We start from the raw sequence: 16,535 nt of genomic DNA, 5'->3' as shown, positions 1-16,535 counted from the left end.
ACTGCATCTACTTGACCACTGATTCCACCACCATTAACTGAAGCAATAACATCATATCTATCATTAGTTTTTGTTAACAACAATGGTTTCATTAATTTGGTTCTTTGAGTCAAAGAAATATTCATGTCCTCAATCTTTTTTCCATCAACTGTAATCTTACCAGTTCCAGCTAATAACCAAACTTTTGCAATAGCTTCTTTTCTTTTTCCTGTTGCGTAATATTTAACCTGTTGCTTTGTTTTTTCTACCATCTGATTCTCCTTTTATCCTATAACACGACCTGTTTTGGTTTTTGTGCTGTATGAGGATGCTCAGCTCCTCCATAAATATGAAGGTTTCTATATAATTCCCTTCCCATACGTCCTTTAGGTAACATGTTCTTCACAGCTAATTCTAAAGCTCTCTCTGGTTTTGCGTTCATCATCTCTTGAAAATTAGTTGTATTAATTCCTCCTGGATATCCAGTATATTTATGATAAAGCTTATCTTGTGTTTTTCTTCCAGTAACCTTAACTTTGCCAGCATTAACAACCACAACGTAATCTCCGTTATCCATATTAGGCTGAAAGTTAGGCTTATTTTTTCCTCTTAAAATAGCAGCTATTTTTGAAGCCACTCTTCCTAGAGTACTACCATCAACATCTACTATTACCCATTCCTTATCTAGCTTTTTGCTTGATAGATAAAAAGTATCAAATTTATTTCTCATTTCCGTTTCCTTTCGTCTCTTCTAAATATTCTACTCTAGTTAAAAACAAACTCTTAGCAGGTGCCATCTGCCAGAGATATTCTTTCTCGTCATTAACCATTCGTTTCATTTCATCATCAGGCCAATTATTCTTCATCGCATATAACAATAATCCAACTATACGACGTACCATGTTATGTAAAAATCCATTTGCCTTGATTTTAAAAACATAACTTGACCCTTCATACCCAAGGAGAGAATAACTATGTTGACTAAATTCTGCCTTTTCAACTTTTCTAACAGTATTTTCATACTTTTCAGCTGAACGACAAAAAAGAGCAAAATCTTTTTCTCCTATAAAGCATTTGGCATAACCATTCAATCTTTCAATATCCATACTGTTAACATACAGCATATATTTATTTAAAAAAACATTTTCAATACCACTATAAAACCAAAACTCATATTCCCTACACAAAGCTTGATGCCTCGGATGAATAAGCTCTCTTGATTCTTCAATCGACAAAATATCAATTGGATATCCCTGCAAACTATTCTGTAAAGCTCTTTTAAGTTTATCTAACGGGATAATCCCTTCATCAGAAAAACAAATAACTTGTTGTTTAGCATGGACACCCCTATCTGTTCTTCCAGCATAGGTGATTGAAATATCTTTCCTGTAAATTTCTGAAAAAGACTTTTCTATCACTGACTGAACAGTAGGTTCAATTTTATTTTGTTTCTGCATCCCATAAAAAACTTCACCATCATAACTGACAAGAAGTTTTAATGCACGCATAAAAACTTAAACTAATTCAAGCACTGATATGCTCGCAGCATCGCCACGGCGTATCCCATATTTAACTATTCTAGTGTAACCACTCGTTCTTTCTTTATATTGATCAACAACATCTTTAAAAACTATGTCTACTATCTTCTTGTCTTGAAGTAACTTAAAGACTTCTCTTCTAGCATTTACGTCGTCACTACCCTTTGCCTTGGTAATAATTTTCTCTACATACTTGCTTACTTCTTTAGCTCTTGTTGCAGTCATTTTTACTTGTTTATACTCTAATAATGACTTCGCACCATTTCTAATTAGCGCCATTCGCTGGTCTGTTGGTAATCCTAATTTTTTATTTCCATTTCTATGTCTCATAATACTAGTCCTCTTTCAATTTCAAGTCGTATTGTACTAACTTTTCGTTGATTTCGTCAGCTGATTTCTTTCCGAAATTCTTAATCTTCATTAAATCTTTCATTGGCTTAGAGATAAGCTCAGCTACAGTTTGTATTCCTGACTTACGAAGACAATTTGAAGATCTTGCAGATAATTCGAGGTCTTCAATAGATAACTCTAAAATTGTATTGTCTTTAGGCTCTACTTTCTTTTCTTCAGGAACTGCTAAAGGAATAATATGCTTATAGTCTGTAAACAAACTAAAGCTATCAATAAGTACTTTAGAAGCATTTTCTACTGCATCTTCCGCACAAATGGTACCATTTGTCCAAACTTCTAAAGTTAATTTATCAAGGTCAGTTCTGTTCCCAACTCTTGTGTAATCAATTGCATGATTAACTTTCAACACAGGTGAAAAATCACAATCAAGTGGAATTGTACCTATTGGCATATCTTCATAATGATTTAATTCAGAAAGCCTATATCCGATTCCTGTTTCAACTCTCATTTCAATTCTTAACTTTGTATTACCAGTAATTGTAGCAATATGATGGTCTTTATTAATTATTTCTATTTCAGAATCATGCTGAATATCAGAAGCTTTAATTTCACCCTTTTTGCTTGATTCGATTACTATTGTTTTTGGGGTTTTGGAATGGCTCTTAAGATATATTTTTTTAATATTTATTACAATATCAACAACGTCTTCCTTAATTCCTTCAATAGAACAAAACTCATGCTCTGCTCCGGAAATTCTAACTGCAGTTACTGCTGCTCCAGGTAAAGAAGACAGAAGAACTCTGCGCATTGAATTTCCTAACGTATTTCCATAACCTTTATCTAAAGGAATAATTACCATCTTTACATAGTTCTTATCGTCGCTCTTTATAACATCTACCTTTGTATTTAACTTCACGGCAAACAGGCCTCCTTCTTATTTTTATCTAGAATAATACTCAACAATTAACTGTAAATTCACAGGAACTGCGGATTCTTCTAAATTTGGTATTCTTGTAAAAGTATACTTGTTAGCACTTACATCTGAAGTAATCCAACTATACCCTACTCTATTTTTATTTTTCTCAATTATAGTAGCAAAAGACTCTTTGGAAGATTCTTTAATGGATAAAACATCATTTTCACTAACTAGATATGAAGGGATGTCTACTTTTTTCCCATTCACTAAAAAATGACCATGATTAACTAGTTGTCGGGCATTCATCCTTGTATAAGCAAGACCTGCCCTAAACACAACATTATCTAATCTTCTTTCAACTAACTTAATCAACTCTTCGGCAGTATTGCCAGGAGTATTATCAGCTTTTTGAAAATATTTTCTAAACTGTCCTTCAGCAAGATAATAAAATCTTTTCGCCTTTTGTTTTTCTCTCATACGAATACCAAACTCTGAAAGTTTGCTTCTAAAAACAGGACCATGCTGTCCAGGAGGATATGCCCTCTTTGCTAGTGGACATTTTGGACTTTCACACTTATCGCTTTTTAAAAAAAGCTTAATGCCTTCTCTTCTACATAATTTGCAAGACGCTCCCTTGTACGAACCCATACCAATATCTCCCTTCCTATACTCTTCTTCTTTTGCGTGGTCTACATCCATTGTGTGGTATTGGTGTGACGTCTTTTATAGATATAACTTCAATCCCTGCTGCCTGAATGGCTCTGATCGCAGTTTCTCTACCTGGACCAGGACCCTTTACGAAAACATCAATATGTTGCATGCCGTTTTCTTTTGCAATAATGGCGGCTCTCTCTCCTGCTGACTGAGCTGCAAATGGTGTCCCTTTCTTGGAACCCTTAAAGCCAACTGCTCCTGAACTTCCCCAAGAGATAACATTACCCTCTAAATCAGTAATTGAAATAATTGTGTTATTAAAATTTGATTTTATAAAAGCAATACCATGAGCTATATTCTTTTTAACTTTCTTTTTTTTAGTTACATTGGTTTTTTTCTTAGCAGCTACCATTTATTCAACTCCTCTTTCCTACTTAACAGCTTTCTTCTTATTCGCTATAGTGGTTTTTTTACCTCTTTTTGTACGAGCATTAGTTTTTGTTCTTTGGCCTCTTACAGGTAAATGCTTCTTATGTCTAATCCCCCTATAACTACCTATCTCCATCAATCTTTTAATGTTTAAGGTTATTTCTTTACGAAGGTCACCCTCTATAACATAATTTGATAATTCTTCTCTTAAACGAACGATATCACTTTCACTAAGATCTTTTGCTCTTAGATCCTCAGAAATATTTAATTTTTTTAAAATCTTTTTACTAGTAACTAACCCTACACCGTAAATATAAGTTAATGCTACAACGGTTCTTTTATTATTAGGTATATCTGTTCCTGCTAATCTTGGCATATCTACTCCCTATCCTTGTCTTTGTTTGTGTTTTTGGTTTTCACAAATAACCATTACTCTACCAAATCTTTTAATGACCTTACATTTAGGGCATATTCTTTTAACTGATGTTCTTACTTTCATTACTCTATACCTTCTGCTTTCCTATTTTAATCTAAAAGATATTCTGCCTTTACTTAAATCGTAAGGCGACAATTCGACCTTTACCCTATCGCCCAAAAGTATTCTAATAAAATTTTTTCTTATCTTACCAGAGACATGAGCTAAAATTTCCTGACCTGTATCCAATTGCACTTTAAACATTGCATTTGGTAGGGCTTCGAGAATAACTCCTTCAACTTCTATTACATCTTTTACCATGATCCTGCCTTTGGAAAACCGGTTAAATATATTAACAGATTCTCATTTTTATTACAAACACTATTTTTTCTTAAAAACTTCTTTTTCAATTTCTTTCCATACAATATCCATTGATTGTTCGGAATCAATTTCAATTACAACGCTTTTTTTACCATAAAACTCTAATAATGGTTGTGTTTCTTTTAAATAAACTGAATATCTTTTCTTTACTGTTTCTGGCTTATCGTCTTCTCGAATAATAAGCTTTTCACCTGAAACATCACAAACGCCATCAACCTTTGGAGGTCTATGCTTAACATGATATGTTTCTCCAGACAATTTAGCAGTCAACCTGCCACTAATTCTATCTGTCACTTCTTCTAATGAAACATTTAAATAGATAACAGCATCAAATACAAAGCTATTGTCGGCTAAAAATTCAGCTTGTGAAAGTTTTCTTGGATAGCCATCACAAATAATTTTCTCACCTTCAAGGTTTTTAAAACTATTCAAAAACATTTTATTAATAAGTTCATCAGGAACCAATTCTCCTGCTGCAATGATTGAAGCTATGCTCCTGCCCATTTCGGTATCCTCTGAAGCCGTCTTTCTTAAAATATCGCCACTAGATAAGTGTTTGTAGCCATATTGATCAGCAATAAACTTCGCTTGAGTACCTTTCCCGGAACCTGGAGCACCTAAAATTAATATTGTGTTTAAACTCATTTTTTCTCCTATCTAACTAGTTTCTCATATTTGTTGGATATAAGAATAGTTTCTATTTGTCTGATTAAATCCATTGCTACACCAACAATAATAAGCAAGGCTGTTCCACCTAAACCCATAAAACTTGTAACATGAGTCGCTTTAGCAGTAAGCATCGGTACAATTGATATTAACGACAAAAAAGTTGCACCAACAAAAGTAAGTCTAGTAATCACCGCATCCAAATACTCAGCTGTAGGCTTTCCTGGTCTGATTCCTAAAATAAATCCACCATATTTTTTTATATTCTCTGCCAACTCTTGTGGGTTAAATGTAATCGCTGTATAGAAATATGTAAAGAAGAATATTAAGGCAGAGAAAATTATAATGTATAAAAAGGTTCCATATCCCAGCCATTCGTTTAAAAAATTCATTTTTGGGAAAAATTGAATCATCATTATAGGCAAAGACAAAACTGATGAAGCAAAAATTATGGGGATGACTCCACCTTGATTTATTTTCATGGGAAGATAAGTATTCTGTCCACCATACATTTTTCTACCAACTACTCTTTTAGCATATTGAACAGGTATATTTCTTTGAGCTTCTTGGACAATAATAATTCCAATTGTTACTACAATAAACATTAGTATCATTATTAAAACATTCACAAAAGATAAACCACCTTTAACCAGCATTACTGTATTACTGACATACTGAGGCATTTCTCCGACTATACCAACAAATATTAAGATACTTGCTCCATTGCCTATGCCCCTTTCAGTGATCAGCTCACCTAACCACATTACCAAAGCAGTACCCGCCATTAACGAGGCTACTGAAGTAATAAAGAAAAGCGGAAAACCTATTCCTGGCAACAAGAGTGTTCTCAGGCCAATGGTAATTCCAACTGCTTGGACAAAACCAATAACCATCGTCAAATATCTTGTGTATTGCTGTATCTTTTTTCTACCACTTTCTCCTTCTTCCTGAATCTCTTTCAAGCTTGGATAAATGATAGTCAACAATTGCATTATAATAGATGCGTTAATATAGGGAATAATCCCTAAAGCAAATACTGAAAACCTTTTAAGTCCACCACCTGAGAAAAGGTCTAAAAAACCAAAAAAACCACCTTGGCCAAACATGTTGGCTAATTGCCCAAGATCCAGCCCAGATACAGGAATATGAATTCCTAATCTAAAAAAAAATATCATCGATAAAGTGAATAGTAGTTTTTTTTGTAGATCTTCGATCTGAAAAAAACCGGAATAGTTGTTAGCCATTAACAACCTCGGCCTTGCCACCAACTTTTTCAATTAATTCAACAGCCTTCTTAGAAAAAATGTCTGCTTTAATTGTTACTGCTTCTTTTAATTCACCTTGAGCTAACACCTTTAGTCTCTTTGTTCTGTTATTAATAATACCTTTTTCTTTTAAAACTGTAATATCAACCTTTTTAAGCTTTAAGTTGCTGATAGTTGATAAATTTACAATTTCATAATCTTTCTTTGTTAATGCTTTAAAACCTTTCAGTTTTGGTACCTTTTTATATAAAGGCATTTGTCCGCCTTCAAATCCTGGTCTAGTGCCTCCTCCGCTTCTTGACTGCTGACCTTTGTTTCCTTTGCCAGAAGTTTTACCAAGACCAGAGCTTTCGCCTCTTCCTACTCTTTTTCTTTTTGTCTGTGACCCAATATACGTTTTTAACTCAGATAGAATTCCCATCAACTATACTCCCTTATCAACTATTGTATGTACTAACCTTAAGTTTTACACCACGTTCTCTTGCAACATCTTCCAAATTTGTTAAATTCTTTAATCCATCTAATGCAGCAAATGCGTTATTAATTATTGATGATGAACCTAATGATTTAGCAACAATATTATGCACGCCAGCCAATTCAAAAACCAATCTCATAACACCACCTGCGATAACGCCCGTACCTTGAGGTGCAGGTCTTAAAAAAACCTTGCTAGCACCTAAGCTACCATTCGCTTCGTGAGGGATTGTTCCATTAACAAGATTTACAGAAATCATAGATCTCTTTGCAGCATTAATGGCTTTTCTGATCGCTCCTGGAACTTCTGCGGCTTTAGCAACGCCAACGCCAACTCTACCATTCATGTCTCCAACAACAACAGTTGCTCTAAAAGAAAGTTTTTTACCACCTTTAACTACCTTGGTAACCCTTCTAATTTGAACTATTTTTTCAACAAATTCACTATTTGACTCTATATCTGACATGTTTCCTCCTATGATTTAACTAAAACTGTAGCCCTTTACTTCTGGCACCATCAGCAACTGCTTTGATCCTGCCATGATATATTCTGCCTGCTCTATCAAAAACAACACTTTTAATACCAAGACTAACAGCTTTTTCTCCAACCATTTCACCAACTTTAAAAGATATATCTTTATTGGCTCTTTGTTTTAAAACTAAACTGGATATTCCAACTAAGGTGTTATTGTGCTCATCATCAATTATTTGAACATAGACATTATTTAAGCTTCTGCTTACTATCATCCTTGGTCTGTCAGCTGTACCAATTACTTGTTTTGTTGTTCTTCTCATCTTAACTTATTCTCCTTTATTTCTTAGCTGACTTTCCTGCTTTTCGTATTATACGTTCATCAGAATATTTTACGCCTTTACCTTTATAAGGTTCAGGCAATCTGAATTTTCTAATATTCGCAGAAACTTGTCCAACCAATTGCTTGTCTATACCCCTTACGATAATTTTTGTATCTCCAACTAATTCAAAACTAATACCTTTAATTGGCTCAACTTCAATAGGATGGGAATAACCTAAAGCTAAAGATAGTCCCTCTCCCTTTTTTTGTACTCTGTATCCAACACCTACTAAATCTAAGGTTCTTTCAAATCCGTCTGAAACACCTTTAACCATATTTTTAATCAGAGTATTGTAAAGACCGTGTTGAGCCTTAGCTTCATTGTCTTCAACATTTCTTGTTAAAATAACTTTGTTGTCTTTTACTTCAATTTTAATTTTCGTTGTAGGTATATCTAAAGATAATTCACCTTTAGGACCTTTAACTTTTACATTACTTTCAGAAATATCAACTTGGACATTTTCTTTAAATTCTACTGGTTTTGCACCTATCTTTGACATATATTTATCTCCCTACCAAACATAACATAATATTTCGCCACCAACATTTTTCAAACGTGCATCTTTGCCACTAACAACACCTTTATTAGTTGAAAGGATTGATATTCCAAATCCACTTTTTACTTTTGGAACATCTGCTTTTGCAAGATATTGTCTCTTACCTGGTGTACTTTTTTTAACCATATCATTAATAACTGACTTGCCTACTTCATTATATTTTAAAGAAACTCTAATTACAGGCTTATTGTCATTATCAATTTTTTCAACTCTTGATACAAAACCTTCTTTTTGCATAATATTTACAATATCAAATTTAATTTTAGAAAAAGGGAACTGAATGTCAGTTTTTCTTGCATTAATTCCATTCTTTATTATACAAATCATATCTGCTATAGGATCTGAAACGCTCATTTATACCTCCTGATTTCTACCAACTAGATTTAGTTACGCCTGGAAGTTCTCCAGCACTAGCTAACTTTCTAAAACACAAACGACAAACACCAAATTTTCTTAAATGACCTCTCGACCTGCCACATATACTACATCTTCTTCTATATTGAATAGGACTCTTTTTTTTCTTTTCATTTCTGACTACCATTGATATTTTCGCCATCTAATATATCTCCTCTAAATTATTTGTTACTTTCTAAAAGGCATGCCTAATAGACTCAGCAATTCCAAAGACTCTTCTACATTCTCGGTTGATGTAACAAATGTAATATTAAATCCTCTAACTTTATCAACTTTGTCATAATCAATCTCAGGGAATATAATTTGTTCTCTAATCCCCAATGTGTAATTAGCTTGTTTATCAAAAGCTTTTACTGAAACACCACGGAAATCTCTAATTTTAGGAAGAACCAAATTAAACAATTTGTTCATGAACTCATACATTCTGTCCCCTCTAAGAGTGACTTTACAACCAATTGCCAAACCTTCTCTTAACTTAAACCCAGCTATAGATTTTTTTGCTTTTGTCACGATAGGTTTTTGACCAAATAATGTCATAAACTCATCAACTGAAGCTTGGACAACTTTCGAATTACTAATTGCCTCACCTAAACCCCTATTAATAACAATTTTCTCAATTTTAGGCACTTGATTAGCATTTACATAAGTAAATTTCTCTTGTAATGCCTTTTTTATTTCTAATTTATATTTTTCTTTTAAATCTAATGACTGTTGTTTAACCACGACTATTTGATCTCCTCTTATTTATCTATTATTTCATTGCATTTTTTGCATTTACGAACTAACTTACCTTTTACTTCTTCAATAGATAAACGAGTAGGCTTTTTGCAATATTTGCAGACTACCATTACATTGGAGATATCAATTGGCTTCTCCATTTCAACAATACCACCTGGACCTGAGTAACTAGGTTTTTGGTGTTTTTTTACAATATTAGCTTTTTCTACTAAAACCTTAGACTTAGCAGGAAGTACTTGTAAAACTTTGGACTTAAGCCCCTTGTTTTTCCCCGCAATTACAACAACTTCATCGTTTTTTTTCAACTTGTTCATTATCGTCTCCTTATACAACCTCTGGAGCTAATGAAATAATCTTTGAAAAAGACTTATCTCTTAACTCTCTAGCAATAGGCCCAAATATCCTTGTGCCTTTTGGTAAGTTCTGATTGTTAATTATTACTGCAGCATTGTCATCAAAACGGACAGTAGTCCCATCTTTTCTATTAATAGGAGAGACAGTTCTAACAATGACAGCTTTAACAACTTCACTTTTTTTAACATTACCATCAGGCTGTGCCTTCTTAACAGCAGCAACAATTATGTCACCAACGCTGGCAAATCTTCTCTTACTTCCACCTAATACTTTGATGCATAAAATTTCTTTAGCACCTGAGTTATCGGCTACGACTAATCTACTTTCCTGCTGAATCACAGTTATACACCCTTTCCTTTAGCTTCTTCTTTGCTAATTAAAATCCATCTTTTGTCTTTACTCAAAGGTCTGACTTCTCTAATTCTTACAACATCGCCACTCTTTGCTTCGTTTTTCTCATCATGTGCCTTAACTTTCATGATCTTGGTTATAACTTTCTCATACTTAGGATGATGAGTTCTTCTTGTTAGTTTAACAACAATAGTCTTATCCATTTTGTCACTTACTACAACACCAGTTCTTTCTTTTCTTTTATTTCTTTCTTCCATTATTTATCTCCCTCAACGCTTTTTATAGCCGTTAAGAATGTATTTAATCTGGCTATGTCTTTTTTTGTCTTACTAATTGATTTTAAATCTTTAAGTTGATTAGAAGCTTTATCAAATCTTAGTCTAATTAACTCAGTGCTTTTTTCATCTAACTTTTTAAGAATTTCTTCTTTTTTAAGCTTTGTTATTTCGGTGTACTTCATCATCATCTTACCCTTCTAAATCCAATCTATGCACAAATTTAGTTTTTAAAGGCAACTTATGTGCTGCAAGCCTCATTGCTTCTTTTGCAATATCTTCTGTAACGTCAGCGATCTCAAACAAAACTTTACCTCTTTTAATTACTGCTACCCAAAACTCTGGAGATCCCTTACCTTTACCCATTCTAGTTTCAGCTGGAATCTTTGTAACTGGCTTATCTGGGAAAATTCTTATCCAAATTCTTCCGCCTCTTTTTACATATCTTGTCATTGCAATACGAGCTGCTTCAATTTGTCTGGAAGTTATCCAAACATTGTCTAACGCTTGTAATCCATATGAACCAAAATCTATTTTATTTCCACTGTTGGCAGTACCTTTGCGTCTGCCTCTTTGTTGTTTACGATATTTCTGTTTCTTAGGCATTAACATTTTAGGCCACTTCCTCCTTCTCAGCTTTCTGAGGAATTATATCTCCCTTATATATCCAAACTTTAATCCCAATTTTTCCATAGACTGTTAGGGCTTCAGTAAATGCATAATCAATATCTGCTCTTAATGTCTGTAAAGGGACTCTTCCTTCTCTATACCATTCAGTTCTAGCAATTTCTGCTCCGCCTAAACGACCAGCACATTGAACCTTGATTCCTTCAATTCCAGATCTCATTGCTCTTCCAACCACTTGCTTCATTGCTCTTCTAAAAGCAACTCTTTTTTCAAGTTGTCTAGCAATGGCTTCTCCTAAAATAGGTGAAGAAGCATCAATGTTTTTTTCTTCAACTATATTAACCTTAACGTTTGGTACAGAAACCATTTTTCTTAAAACCACGTTAAACTCTTCAATACCAACTCCGCCTTTACCAATTATCACTCCTGGTCTAGCAGCTCTAATTGTTACATCAATTCCTTCATTTTTTCTTTTAATTAATATTTTGGCAATTCCAGCTCTTAAATATTTTGTTTTTATATAATCCCTAATGTCTTTGTCATTTTTTACAAAATTAGCATAATTTTTGTAAGAATACCAAACACTATCACTCTCTTTGTTTATACCTATTCTAAATAGTACTGGATTTATCTTATTACCCATTATACGTTTCCTTCCTTCAATCCAATTGATACATGGCTATATTTTTTCTGTATCCTGGAAGCTCTACCTTTACTAGCAGCTCTAACTCTTTTCATTATTAATGCCTGACCAGTATAACCTTCAGAAACTACTAACTTTGATTCATCCATTTTATAATTATTTACAGCATTTGCTTTAGCTGATTTAACCACATCATAAAGAATTCTTGCTGGTTTATTTGACATAAACTTAAGAACAGATAAAGCTTTATCAACATTCATTCCTACTATTTCTTTGATAGCTCTATTCACCTTAGTCGGCGATATCCTTACATATTTAATTGTTGTCTTAATTTCCATTATGCTACCTCTGTCCTTATTTTTTCTTTGTTGTATGTCCTCTGTACAATCTTGTATGTACAAATTCACCTAATTTGTGACCAATCATGTTATCAGAAATAAAAATTGGAATATGTTTTTTCCCATTATGAATTGCAATTGTTAAGCCAAGCATTTCAGGAGTTATGACTGACCTTCTTGACCATGTCTTAATAATTTTTTTATCATTAGTTTCTTTGGCAACTAGCACTTTTTTCATTAAGTGATCGTCTATAAATGGTCCTTTTTTTAATGATCTTGCCATATTACTGCTTCTCCTTATTTTTTCCTGCTAATTATATATTTTTCGCTAGGTTTTTTCTTATTTCTTGTTTTATAACCTAAAGCTATTACCCCTGTTGCTGACAAAGGTGCTGGTCTTCCTATTGGACACTTACCTTCTCCACCACCATGTGGATGGTCACAAGGGTTTTTTGCTGATCCTCTTACATTGGGTCTCTTACCTCTATGAAAGTTTTTCCCAGCTTTACCAATTTTAGTATTTCTATGGTCAGTATTGGAGACTGTTCCAATTGTAGCTCTACAAGTAAGTCTTATAAGTCTTAGCTCTCCAGAAGATAGCTTAATAACAGCATAATCATTTTCTTTCGCCATTAACTGCGCACTTGTTCCTGCACTTCTTACTAGCTGAGCACCTCTACCTGGTTGCATTTCAATATTATGAATAATTGTACCTACAGGGATTGCACTCAAGGGCAAGGAATTACCAACTCTAATTTCAGCTGTTAGTCCTGACTCTAAGATATCTCCTACATTTAACCCAACAGGAGCTAAGATATATGTTTTTTCTCCATCGATATAATTCAATAAGGCAATTCTAGCTGTTCTGTTTGGATCATATTCAATAGAAGCAACCTTTGCCTTAATACCATCTTTACTTCTTTTGAAGTCGATTAATCTATAAAACTTTTTACTTCCACTTCTTCTATTTTCAACTGTAATTCTGCCTTGATTATTTCTCCCAGCTTTAGGATTAATCTTAACTAATAAAGACTTTTCAGGGCTTGTTGTAGTTATCGTTGAGAAATCAGAAATTATCATATTTCTGGTTCCGTTTGACATTGGTTTTATTTTCTTAGTTGCCACTTTATTACCTCTTCTCCTAACTTAACTTCTCGAATTCAGCGATCTTCTGACCTTCTTTAATAGTCACAATAGCTTTCTTCCAATCGCTTGTTCTGCCAGTAAATTTTCCTACTCTTTTGTTTTTACCAAGAACATTAATAGTTCTTACGTTTAACACTTCAACTTTAAATGTTTTTTCAATAACAGATTTTATCTCTATTTTATTTGCATCAGGAAGAACCTTGAAAACATATTTATTTTCAGCTCCCATTGCAGAACTTTTTTCAGTAATGACTGGTCCCAAAATAACATTTTTTATCATTTCGTATATATCTCCTCTAACTGTTTCATTGCAGAATCTTCAATCAAAATTGCAGTGGCCTTAAGTATATCATAAACATTTAATCCGTAAACGCTCGATACTTGAAGATTATTGTAGTTTCCAATAACTGCTTCTCTTGAATCTTTTTCCTTAGAAACATAAAGGATTCTTTTATCATTTATGTTTTTGGCTTTAACTATTTGAACAAAATCATTAACTTTAGTAACTAAAGAGCTAAATTTATCTGAATTTTCAACAACTAACATTATTTCTTTTTGTGCAGTTAATGATCCCAAAAAAGCTTGTCTTTTTACTTTTTTATTGACCTTTAATAGTCTCTTAAGGTTTTGTGGTCCCATAGCAACACCGCCACCAACCCATAAATGCGAATTACTAGTTCCTGCTCTTGCTCTACCTGTGCCCTTTTGCTTCCAAGGCTTAGCTCCGCCTCCACTAACTTCTGCTCTTGTCTTAGCATAAGAATTTTTTGATCTCTTTTGATGTAAAAAGTCTTTTACAACAAAACCCAATTTTTCTTTACTAACAGGACTGTCTACAAGCTTAGAGGCTACTTCAAAACTACTCTCTTGTTTTTTTACTAAATCATAACTATTTACTTTTACCATTATTTCTCCTACCACCTATCTAGTTATATAAAACTATTTCAGAACCATTAGCTCCTGGAACAGCTCCTTTTACTAAAACAAGAGATCTTTCTTGATCTATCTTAACAATCTTCAGATTCTTAATCGTTACAGTAGTATTACCATAATGACCAGGCATCTTTTGACCTTTCCAAACTTTTCCTGGAGAAGTACCTGCTCCAATTGATCCGCATCTTCTATGATTTTTAGAACCATGAGCCATAGGACTAATCGTAAAATTATAACGTTTTACAGTACCAGTAAAACCTCTACCTTTTGTAGTACCTGTTGCATTGACTTCTTCATTAATATCAAACATAGACGCAGGCAAAGAAGCCCCGACTTCAAACTTACTCATATCAGCAAACTTAAATTCTTTAATTTTGCGAAATAAACCTTCAACAGCCTTAAACTGTCCTTGGTTTGGTTTACTTACTTTTGATTCTTTTTCTGGAGAATAACCAACTCTAACAGATTCATATCCATCATTATCCATAGTTTTCTTTTGGATAATCTTATTTTCAACTACCTGTAAAACTGTAACTGATAGAGCTTCACCTGCTTCATTGAAGAGCTTAGTCATCCCTATTTTTTTGGTCACTAATCCTTTGTTTATTTTTTTCATCTTAAGTTCTACCTATTTCCTGAATTTTATATGCTAATTTAGCTTAATTTCTACATCAATTCCCGCTGGAAGATCTAGCTGCATTAAGGCGTCAATCGTTGATGCAGGTGGATTCACAATATCAATTAATCTTTTATGCGTTCTGATTTCTAAATGCTCTCCACCTCTTTTATTTACGTGAGGAGATTTTAAAATACAAAATACATTCTTTTCGGTTGGCAACGGGACTGGTCCGATGACTTTCGCCCCAGACCGTTGTGCCGTATTAACTATCTTCTCACTAGATTGATCTAGTACTCGGTAATCAAAAGCCTTAAGTTTAATTCTTACTTTTTGCGCTGCTTTTGATGGTTGTGCTACTACATTGTTCTTCGTCATTTTTTTTGTTACCTCTGTTTTCTTCATCAAGTATATTACTTAATTATTTCGGTTACTACTCCTGCGCCTACTGTTCTTCCACCTTCACGAATTGCAAATCTTAAACCTTTTTCAATCGCGATTGGAGTTATCAATTCTACTACCATATTAACGTTATCACCAGGCATAATCATCTCTACACCTTCTGGCAAGTCAATTGAACCGGTAACATCTGTTGTTCTCATGTAAAACTGTGGTCTATATCCTTTAAAGAAAGGAGTATGTCTTCCACCTTCTTCTTTTTTAAGAACATATACTTCAGCATTAAACTTAGTATGAGGTGTGATGGATCCTTTTGCCGCTAATACTTGTCCTCTTACTAAATCTTTCTTTTCAATACCTCTTAACAAGATACCAACGTTATCTCCTGCTCTACCTTCATCTAATGTTTTTCTAAACATTTCAACACCAGTTACAATAACGCTCTTTGGTTTTTCCATCATTCCAACTATTTGAATTTCTTCACCAGTCTTAACAATTCCTCTTTCAATTCTACCTGTTCCAACTGTACCTCTACCTGTAATAGTAAATACATCTTCAATTGGCATTAAGTATGGCTTGTCAGTTTCTCTTACTGGAGTAGGAATATAACTATCTACTTTATCCATTAATGCAAGTATAGCTTTTACATATTCATTGTTAGCATCATCAGCATTCTCTAATGCTTTTAAAGCTGAACCTTGTAGTATTGGAGTGTTATCTCCATCAAAATTATACTTAGTAAGTAGTTCTCTAACTTCCATTTCTACTAATTCAATAAGCTCAGGATCATCAACCATATCTGTCTTATTTAGAAAAACTACAATATAGGGAACGTTTACTTGGTTAGCAAGTAAGATATGTTCTCTTGTTTGTGGCATCGGACCGTCAGCAGCAGATACTACTAATATCGCTCCGTCCATTTGTGCAGCACCAGTAATCATATTTTTAACATAGTCCGCGTGACCTGGACAGTCTACGTGAGCATAATGTCTTGTTGCTGTTTCATATTCCACATGAGAAGTATTAATAGTAATACCTCTTTCTTTTTCCTCTGGTGAGCTATCAATAGCATCGTATGCCATTGCTTTTGAGTTCCCTTGTTTAGATAATATGGTAGTAATTGCTGCTGTTAATGTTGTCTTACCGTGGTCAACGTGACCTATTGTACCAATATTAACGTGTGGTTTTACTCTTTGAAATTTTTCTCTTGCCATGACTTCCT

The 16,535-nt window shown here is 33.7% G+C and carries 33 protein-coding genes; all 33 read right to left on the bottom strand.

The features are described from left to right. A partial coding sequence (gene rpsI, locus PHF25_02145) for a 30S ribosomal protein S9 (protein ID MDD4526821.1) occupies positions 1-251 on the bottom strand: 251 nt, incomplete at its 3' end. Positions 252-268: 17 nt separating this feature from the next. Further along, positions 269-709, bottom strand: coding sequence for a 50S ribosomal protein L13 (gene rplM, locus PHF25_02140; GenBank protein MDD4526820.1), 441 nt, complete (start codon positions 707-709; stop codon positions 269-271). Further along, entirely contained in the window at positions 699-1,487 is a 789-nt protein-coding gene (truA, locus tag PHF25_02135; protein ID MDD4526819.1) for a tRNA pseudouridine(38-40) synthase TruA, read from the bottom strand. Before truA ends, rplM begins: the two co-directional genes overlap by 11 nt. A 6-nt stretch (positions 1,488-1,493) precedes the next feature. Then, positions 1,494-1,847 (bottom strand): 50S ribosomal protein L17, encoded by a 354-nt coding sequence (gene rplQ, locus PHF25_02130; GenBank protein MDD4526818.1) that lies wholly within the window; start codon positions 1,845-1,847, stop codon positions 1,494-1,496. 4 nt (positions 1,848-1,851) lie between these two features. Beyond that, positions 1,852-2,784, bottom strand: coding sequence for a DNA-directed RNA polymerase subunit alpha (locus PHF25_02125; protein ID MDD4526817.1), 933 nt, complete (start codon positions 2,782-2,784; stop codon positions 1,852-1,854). A gap of 24 nt (positions 2,785-2,808) precedes the next feature. Continuing rightward, positions 2,809-3,432, bottom strand: coding sequence for a 30S ribosomal protein S4 (rpsD, locus tag PHF25_02120; GenBank protein ID MDD4526816.1), 624 nt, complete (start codon positions 3,430-3,432; stop codon positions 2,809-2,811). Positions 3,433-3,448: 16 nt separating this feature from the next. Further along, entirely contained in the window at positions 3,449-3,850 is a 402-nt protein-coding gene (rpsK, locus tag PHF25_02115; GenBank protein MDD4526815.1) for a 30S ribosomal protein S11, read from the bottom strand. Positions 3,851-3,868: 18 nt separating this feature from the next. Further along, positions 3,869-4,243 (bottom strand): 30S ribosomal protein S13, encoded by a 375-nt coding sequence (gene rpsM / locus PHF25_02110; GenBank protein MDD4526814.1) that lies wholly within the window; start codon positions 4,241-4,243, stop codon positions 3,869-3,871. A 9-nt stretch (positions 4,244-4,252) separates the two neighbouring features. Next, on the bottom strand, positions 4,253-4,366 hold the full coding sequence (rpmJ, locus tag PHF25_02105; GenBank protein MDD4526813.1) for a 50S ribosomal protein L36: 114 nt from the start codon (positions 4,364-4,366) through the stop codon (positions 4,253-4,255). A gap of 21 nt (positions 4,367-4,387) precedes the next feature. Beyond that, on the bottom strand, positions 4,388-4,606 hold the full coding sequence (gene infA / locus PHF25_02100) for a translation initiation factor IF-1 (protein ID MDD4526812.1): 219 nt from the start codon (positions 4,604-4,606) through the stop codon (positions 4,388-4,390). 57 nt (positions 4,607-4,663) lie between these two features. Next, complete coding sequence (locus tag PHF25_02095; protein MDD4526811.1) at positions 4,664-5,308, bottom strand: nucleoside monophosphate kinase; 645 nt, start codon at positions 5,306-5,308, stop codon at positions 4,664-4,666. A gap of 8 nt (positions 5,309-5,316) precedes the next feature. Continuing rightward, complete coding sequence (gene secY / locus PHF25_02090) at positions 5,317-6,573, bottom strand: preprotein translocase subunit SecY (GenBank protein ID MDD4526810.1); 1,257 nt, start codon at positions 6,571-6,573, stop codon at positions 5,317-5,319. After that, positions 6,566-7,015, bottom strand: a complete 450-nt coding sequence (gene rplO / locus PHF25_02085) for a 50S ribosomal protein L15 (protein MDD4526809.1) — start codon at positions 7,013-7,015, stop codon at positions 6,566-6,568. Before rplO ends, secY begins: the two co-directional genes overlap by 8 nt. 16 nt (positions 7,016-7,031) lie before the next feature. Then, the gene (gene rpsE / locus PHF25_02080; GenBank protein MDD4526808.1) at positions 7,032-7,535 is read right to left on the bottom strand and encodes a 30S ribosomal protein S5; all 504 of its coding nucleotides are present in this window, start codon (positions 7,533-7,535) and stop codon (positions 7,032-7,034) included. 19 nt (positions 7,536-7,554) lie between these two features. Further along, positions 7,555-7,863, bottom strand: a complete 309-nt coding sequence (rplR, locus tag PHF25_02075; GenBank protein ID MDD4526807.1) for a 50S ribosomal protein L18 — start codon at positions 7,861-7,863, stop codon at positions 7,555-7,557. A gap of 16 nt (positions 7,864-7,879) precedes the next feature. Then, positions 7,880-8,422: a 50S ribosomal protein L6 gene (gene rplF / locus PHF25_02070; GenBank protein ID MDD4526806.1), complete on the bottom strand. Its 543-nt coding sequence runs from the start codon at positions 8,420-8,422 to the stop codon at positions 7,880-7,882. 12 nt (positions 8,423-8,434) lie between these two features. Beyond that, complete coding sequence (gene rpsH / locus PHF25_02065; protein MDD4526805.1) at positions 8,435-8,833, bottom strand: 30S ribosomal protein S8; 399 nt, start codon at positions 8,831-8,833, stop codon at positions 8,435-8,437. Positions 8,834-8,849: 16 nt separating this feature from the next. Beyond that, positions 8,850-9,035, bottom strand: coding sequence for a type Z 30S ribosomal protein S14 (locus PHF25_02060; GenBank protein MDD4526804.1), 186 nt, complete (start codon positions 9,033-9,035; stop codon positions 8,850-8,852). 26 nt (positions 9,036-9,061) lie between these two features. Continuing rightward, positions 9,062-9,616 carry a 50S ribosomal protein L5 gene (rplE, locus tag PHF25_02055; GenBank protein ID MDD4526803.1) on the bottom strand — a complete coding sequence of 185 codons (555 nt, stop codon included), beginning with the start codon at positions 9,614-9,616 and terminating at the stop codon, positions 9,062-9,064. 17 nt (positions 9,617-9,633) lie between these two features. Then, positions 9,634-9,945 carry a 50S ribosomal protein L24 gene (gene rplX / locus PHF25_02050; protein ID MDD4526802.1) on the bottom strand — a complete coding sequence of 104 codons (312 nt, stop codon included), beginning with the start codon at positions 9,943-9,945 and terminating at the stop codon, positions 9,634-9,636. 10 nt (positions 9,946-9,955) lie between these two features. After that, positions 9,956-10,324: a 50S ribosomal protein L14 gene (rplN, locus tag PHF25_02045; GenBank protein MDD4526801.1), complete on the bottom strand. Its 369-nt coding sequence runs from the start codon at positions 10,322-10,324 to the stop codon at positions 9,956-9,958. A 2-nt stretch (positions 10,325-10,326) separates the two neighbouring features. Continuing rightward, positions 10,327-10,593 (bottom strand): 30S ribosomal protein S17, encoded by a 267-nt coding sequence (gene rpsQ, locus PHF25_02040; protein ID MDD4526800.1) that lies wholly within the window; start codon positions 10,591-10,593, stop codon positions 10,327-10,329. Then, on the bottom strand, positions 10,593-10,802 hold the full coding sequence (gene rpmC / locus PHF25_02035; protein ID MDD4526799.1) for a 50S ribosomal protein L29: 210 nt from the start codon (positions 10,800-10,802) through the stop codon (positions 10,593-10,595). The genes rpsQ and rpmC overlap by 1 nt, the downstream gene beginning before the upstream one ends. 1 nt (position 10,803) lies before the next feature. Then, positions 10,804-11,223 carry a 50S ribosomal protein L16 gene (gene rplP, locus PHF25_02030; GenBank protein MDD4526798.1) on the bottom strand — a complete coding sequence of 140 codons (420 nt, stop codon included), beginning with the start codon at positions 11,221-11,223 and terminating at the stop codon, positions 10,804-10,806. A 1-nt stretch (position 11,224) separates the two neighbouring features. Beyond that, positions 11,225-11,881, bottom strand: coding sequence for a 30S ribosomal protein S3 (gene rpsC / locus PHF25_02025; GenBank protein ID MDD4526797.1), 657 nt, complete (start codon positions 11,879-11,881; stop codon positions 11,225-11,227). After that, on the bottom strand, positions 11,881-12,219 hold the full coding sequence (rplV, locus tag PHF25_02020) for a 50S ribosomal protein L22 (GenBank protein ID MDD4526796.1): 339 nt from the start codon (positions 12,217-12,219) through the stop codon (positions 11,881-11,883). The genes rpsC and rplV overlap by 1 nt, the downstream gene beginning before the upstream one ends. Before the next feature lie 16 nt (positions 12,220-12,235). Further along, a complete protein-coding gene (gene rpsS, locus PHF25_02015; protein MDD4526795.1) occupies positions 12,236-12,502 on the bottom strand; it encodes a 30S ribosomal protein S19 in 267 nt (88 codons plus the stop codon). 14 nt (positions 12,503-12,516) lie between these two features. Then, complete coding sequence (gene rplB / locus PHF25_02010; protein ID MDD4526794.1) at positions 12,517-13,344, bottom strand: 50S ribosomal protein L2; 828 nt, start codon at positions 13,342-13,344, stop codon at positions 12,517-12,519. 16 nt (positions 13,345-13,360) lie between these two features. Beyond that, positions 13,361-13,645, bottom strand: a complete 285-nt coding sequence (locus PHF25_02005; GenBank protein MDD4526793.1) for a 50S ribosomal protein L23 — start codon at positions 13,643-13,645, stop codon at positions 13,361-13,363. After that, positions 13,642-14,271 carry a 50S ribosomal protein L4 gene (rplD, locus tag PHF25_02000; GenBank protein ID MDD4526792.1) on the bottom strand — a complete coding sequence of 210 codons (630 nt, stop codon included), beginning with the start codon at positions 14,269-14,271 and terminating at the stop codon, positions 13,642-13,644. The genes PHF25_02005 and rplD overlap by 4 nt, the downstream gene beginning before the upstream one ends. Positions 14,272-14,290: 19 nt before the next feature. After that, the gene (rplC, locus tag PHF25_01995; GenBank protein MDD4526791.1) at positions 14,291-14,914 is read right to left on the bottom strand and encodes a 50S ribosomal protein L3; all 624 of its coding nucleotides are present in this window, start codon (positions 14,912-14,914) and stop codon (positions 14,291-14,293) included. A gap of 33 nt (positions 14,915-14,947) precedes the next feature. After that, the gene (gene rpsJ / locus PHF25_01990) at positions 14,948-15,292 is read right to left on the bottom strand and encodes a 30S ribosomal protein S10 (protein ID MDD4526790.1); all 345 of its coding nucleotides are present in this window, start codon (positions 15,290-15,292) and stop codon (positions 14,948-14,950) included. Between the two features lie 35 nt (positions 15,293-15,327). Next, complete coding sequence (tuf, locus tag PHF25_01985; protein MDD4526789.1) at positions 15,328-16,527, bottom strand: elongation factor Tu; 1,200 nt, start codon at positions 16,525-16,527, stop codon at positions 15,328-15,330. Positions 16,528-16,535: the final 8 nt, after the last annotated feature.

It is taken from the genome of Candidatus Margulisiibacteriota bacterium (genome assembly GCA_028706105.1).
Taxonomy (GTDB): Bacteria; Margulisbacteria; Riflemargulisbacteria; order GWF2-35-9; family DYQY01; genus DYQY01.
The sequence above is the reverse complement of the archived record's forward strand: the minus strand, read 5'-3'. Positions and strand labels throughout refer to the sequence as shown.

Bases quoted from the DNA above. Each gene is read 5' to 3' on its own strand.
- rplM (MDD4526820.1), bottom strand. From the start codon at position 709: ATGAGAAATAAATTTGATACTTTTTATCTATCAAGCAAAAAGCTAGAT.
- truA (MDD4526819.1), bottom strand. From the start codon at position 1,487: ATGCGTGCATTAAAACTTCTTGTCAGTTATGATGGTGAAGTTTTTTAT.
- rplQ (MDD4526818.1), bottom strand. From the start codon at position 1,847: ATGAGACATAGAAATGGAAATAAAAAATTAGGATTACCAACAGACCAG.
- rpsD (MDD4526816.1), bottom strand. From the start codon at position 3,432: ATGGGTTCGTACAAGGGAGCGTCTTGCAAATTATGTAGAAGAGAAGGC.
- rpsK (MDD4526815.1), bottom strand. From the start codon at position 3,850: ATGGTAGCTGCTAAGAAAAAAACCAATGTAACTAAAAAAAAGAAAGTT.
- rpsM (MDD4526814.1), bottom strand. From the start codon at position 4,243: ATGCCAAGATTAGCAGGAACAGATATACCTAATAATAAAAGAACCGTT.
- rpmJ (MDD4526813.1), bottom strand. From the start codon at position 4,366: ATGAAAGTAAGAACATCAGTTAAAAGAATATGCCCTAAATGTAAGGTC.
- PHF25_02095 (MDD4526811.1), bottom strand. From the start codon at position 5,308: ATGAGTTTAAACACAATATTAATTTTAGGTGCTCCAGGTTCCGGGAAA.
- secY (MDD4526810.1), bottom strand. From the start codon at position 6,573: ATGGCTAACAACTATTCCGGTTTTTTTCAGATCGAAGATCTACAAAAA.
- rplO (MDD4526809.1), bottom strand. From the start codon at position 7,015: ATGGGAATTCTATCTGAGTTAAAAACGTATATTGGGTCACAGACAAAA.
- rpsE (MDD4526808.1), bottom strand. From the start codon at position 7,535: ATGTCAGATATAGAGTCAAATAGTGAATTTGTTGAAAAAATAGTTCAA.
- rplR (MDD4526807.1), bottom strand. From the start codon at position 7,863: ATGAGAAGAACAACAAAACAAGTAATTGGTACAGCTGACAGACCAAGG.
- rplF (MDD4526806.1), bottom strand. From the start codon at position 8,422: ATGTCAAAGATAGGTGCAAAACCAGTAGAATTTAAAGAAAATGTCCAA.
- rpsH (MDD4526805.1), bottom strand. From the start codon at position 8,833: ATGAGCGTTTCAGATCCTATAGCAGATATGATTTGTATAATAAAGAAT.
- PHF25_02060 (MDD4526804.1), bottom strand. From the start codon at position 9,035: ATGGCGAAAATATCAATGGTAGTCAGAAATGAAAAGAAAAAAAAGAGT.
- rplX (MDD4526802.1), bottom strand. From the start codon at position 9,945: ATGAACAAGTTGAAAAAAAACGATGAAGTTGTTGTAATTGCGGGGAAA.
- rpsQ (MDD4526800.1), bottom strand. From the start codon at position 10,593: ATGGAAGAAAGAAATAAAAGAAAAGAAAGAACTGGTGTTGTAGTAAGT.
- rpmC (MDD4526799.1), bottom strand. From the start codon at position 10,802: ATGATGATGAAGTACACCGAAATAACAAAGCTTAAAAAAGAAGAAATT.
- rplP (MDD4526798.1), bottom strand. From the start codon at position 11,223: ATGTTAATGCCTAAGAAACAGAAATATCGTAAACAACAAAGAGGCAGA.
- rpsC (MDD4526797.1), bottom strand. From the start codon at position 11,881: ATGGGTAATAAGATAAATCCAGTACTATTTAGAATAGGTATAAACAAA.
- rplV (MDD4526796.1), bottom strand. From the start codon at position 12,219: ATGGAAATTAAGACAACAATTAAATATGTAAGGATATCGCCGACTAAG.
- rpsS (MDD4526795.1), bottom strand. From the start codon at position 12,502: ATGGCAAGATCATTAAAAAAAGGACCATTTATAGACGATCACTTAATG.
- PHF25_02005 (MDD4526793.1), bottom strand. From the start codon at position 13,645: ATGATAAAAAATGTTATTTTGGGACCAGTCATTACTGAAAAAAGTTCT.
- rplD (MDD4526792.1), bottom strand. From the start codon at position 14,271: ATGGTAAAAGTAAATAGTTATGATTTAGTAAAAAAACAAGAGAGTAGT.
- rplC (MDD4526791.1), bottom strand. From the start codon at position 14,914: ATGAAAAAAATAAACAAAGGATTAGTGACCAAAAAAATAGGGATGACT.
- rpsJ (MDD4526790.1), bottom strand. From the start codon at position 15,292: ATGACGAAGAACAATGTAGTAGCACAACCATCAAAAGCAGCGCAAAAA.
- tuf (MDD4526789.1), bottom strand. From the start codon at position 16,527: ATGGCAAGAGAAAAATTTCAAAGAGTAAAACCACACGTTAATATTGGT.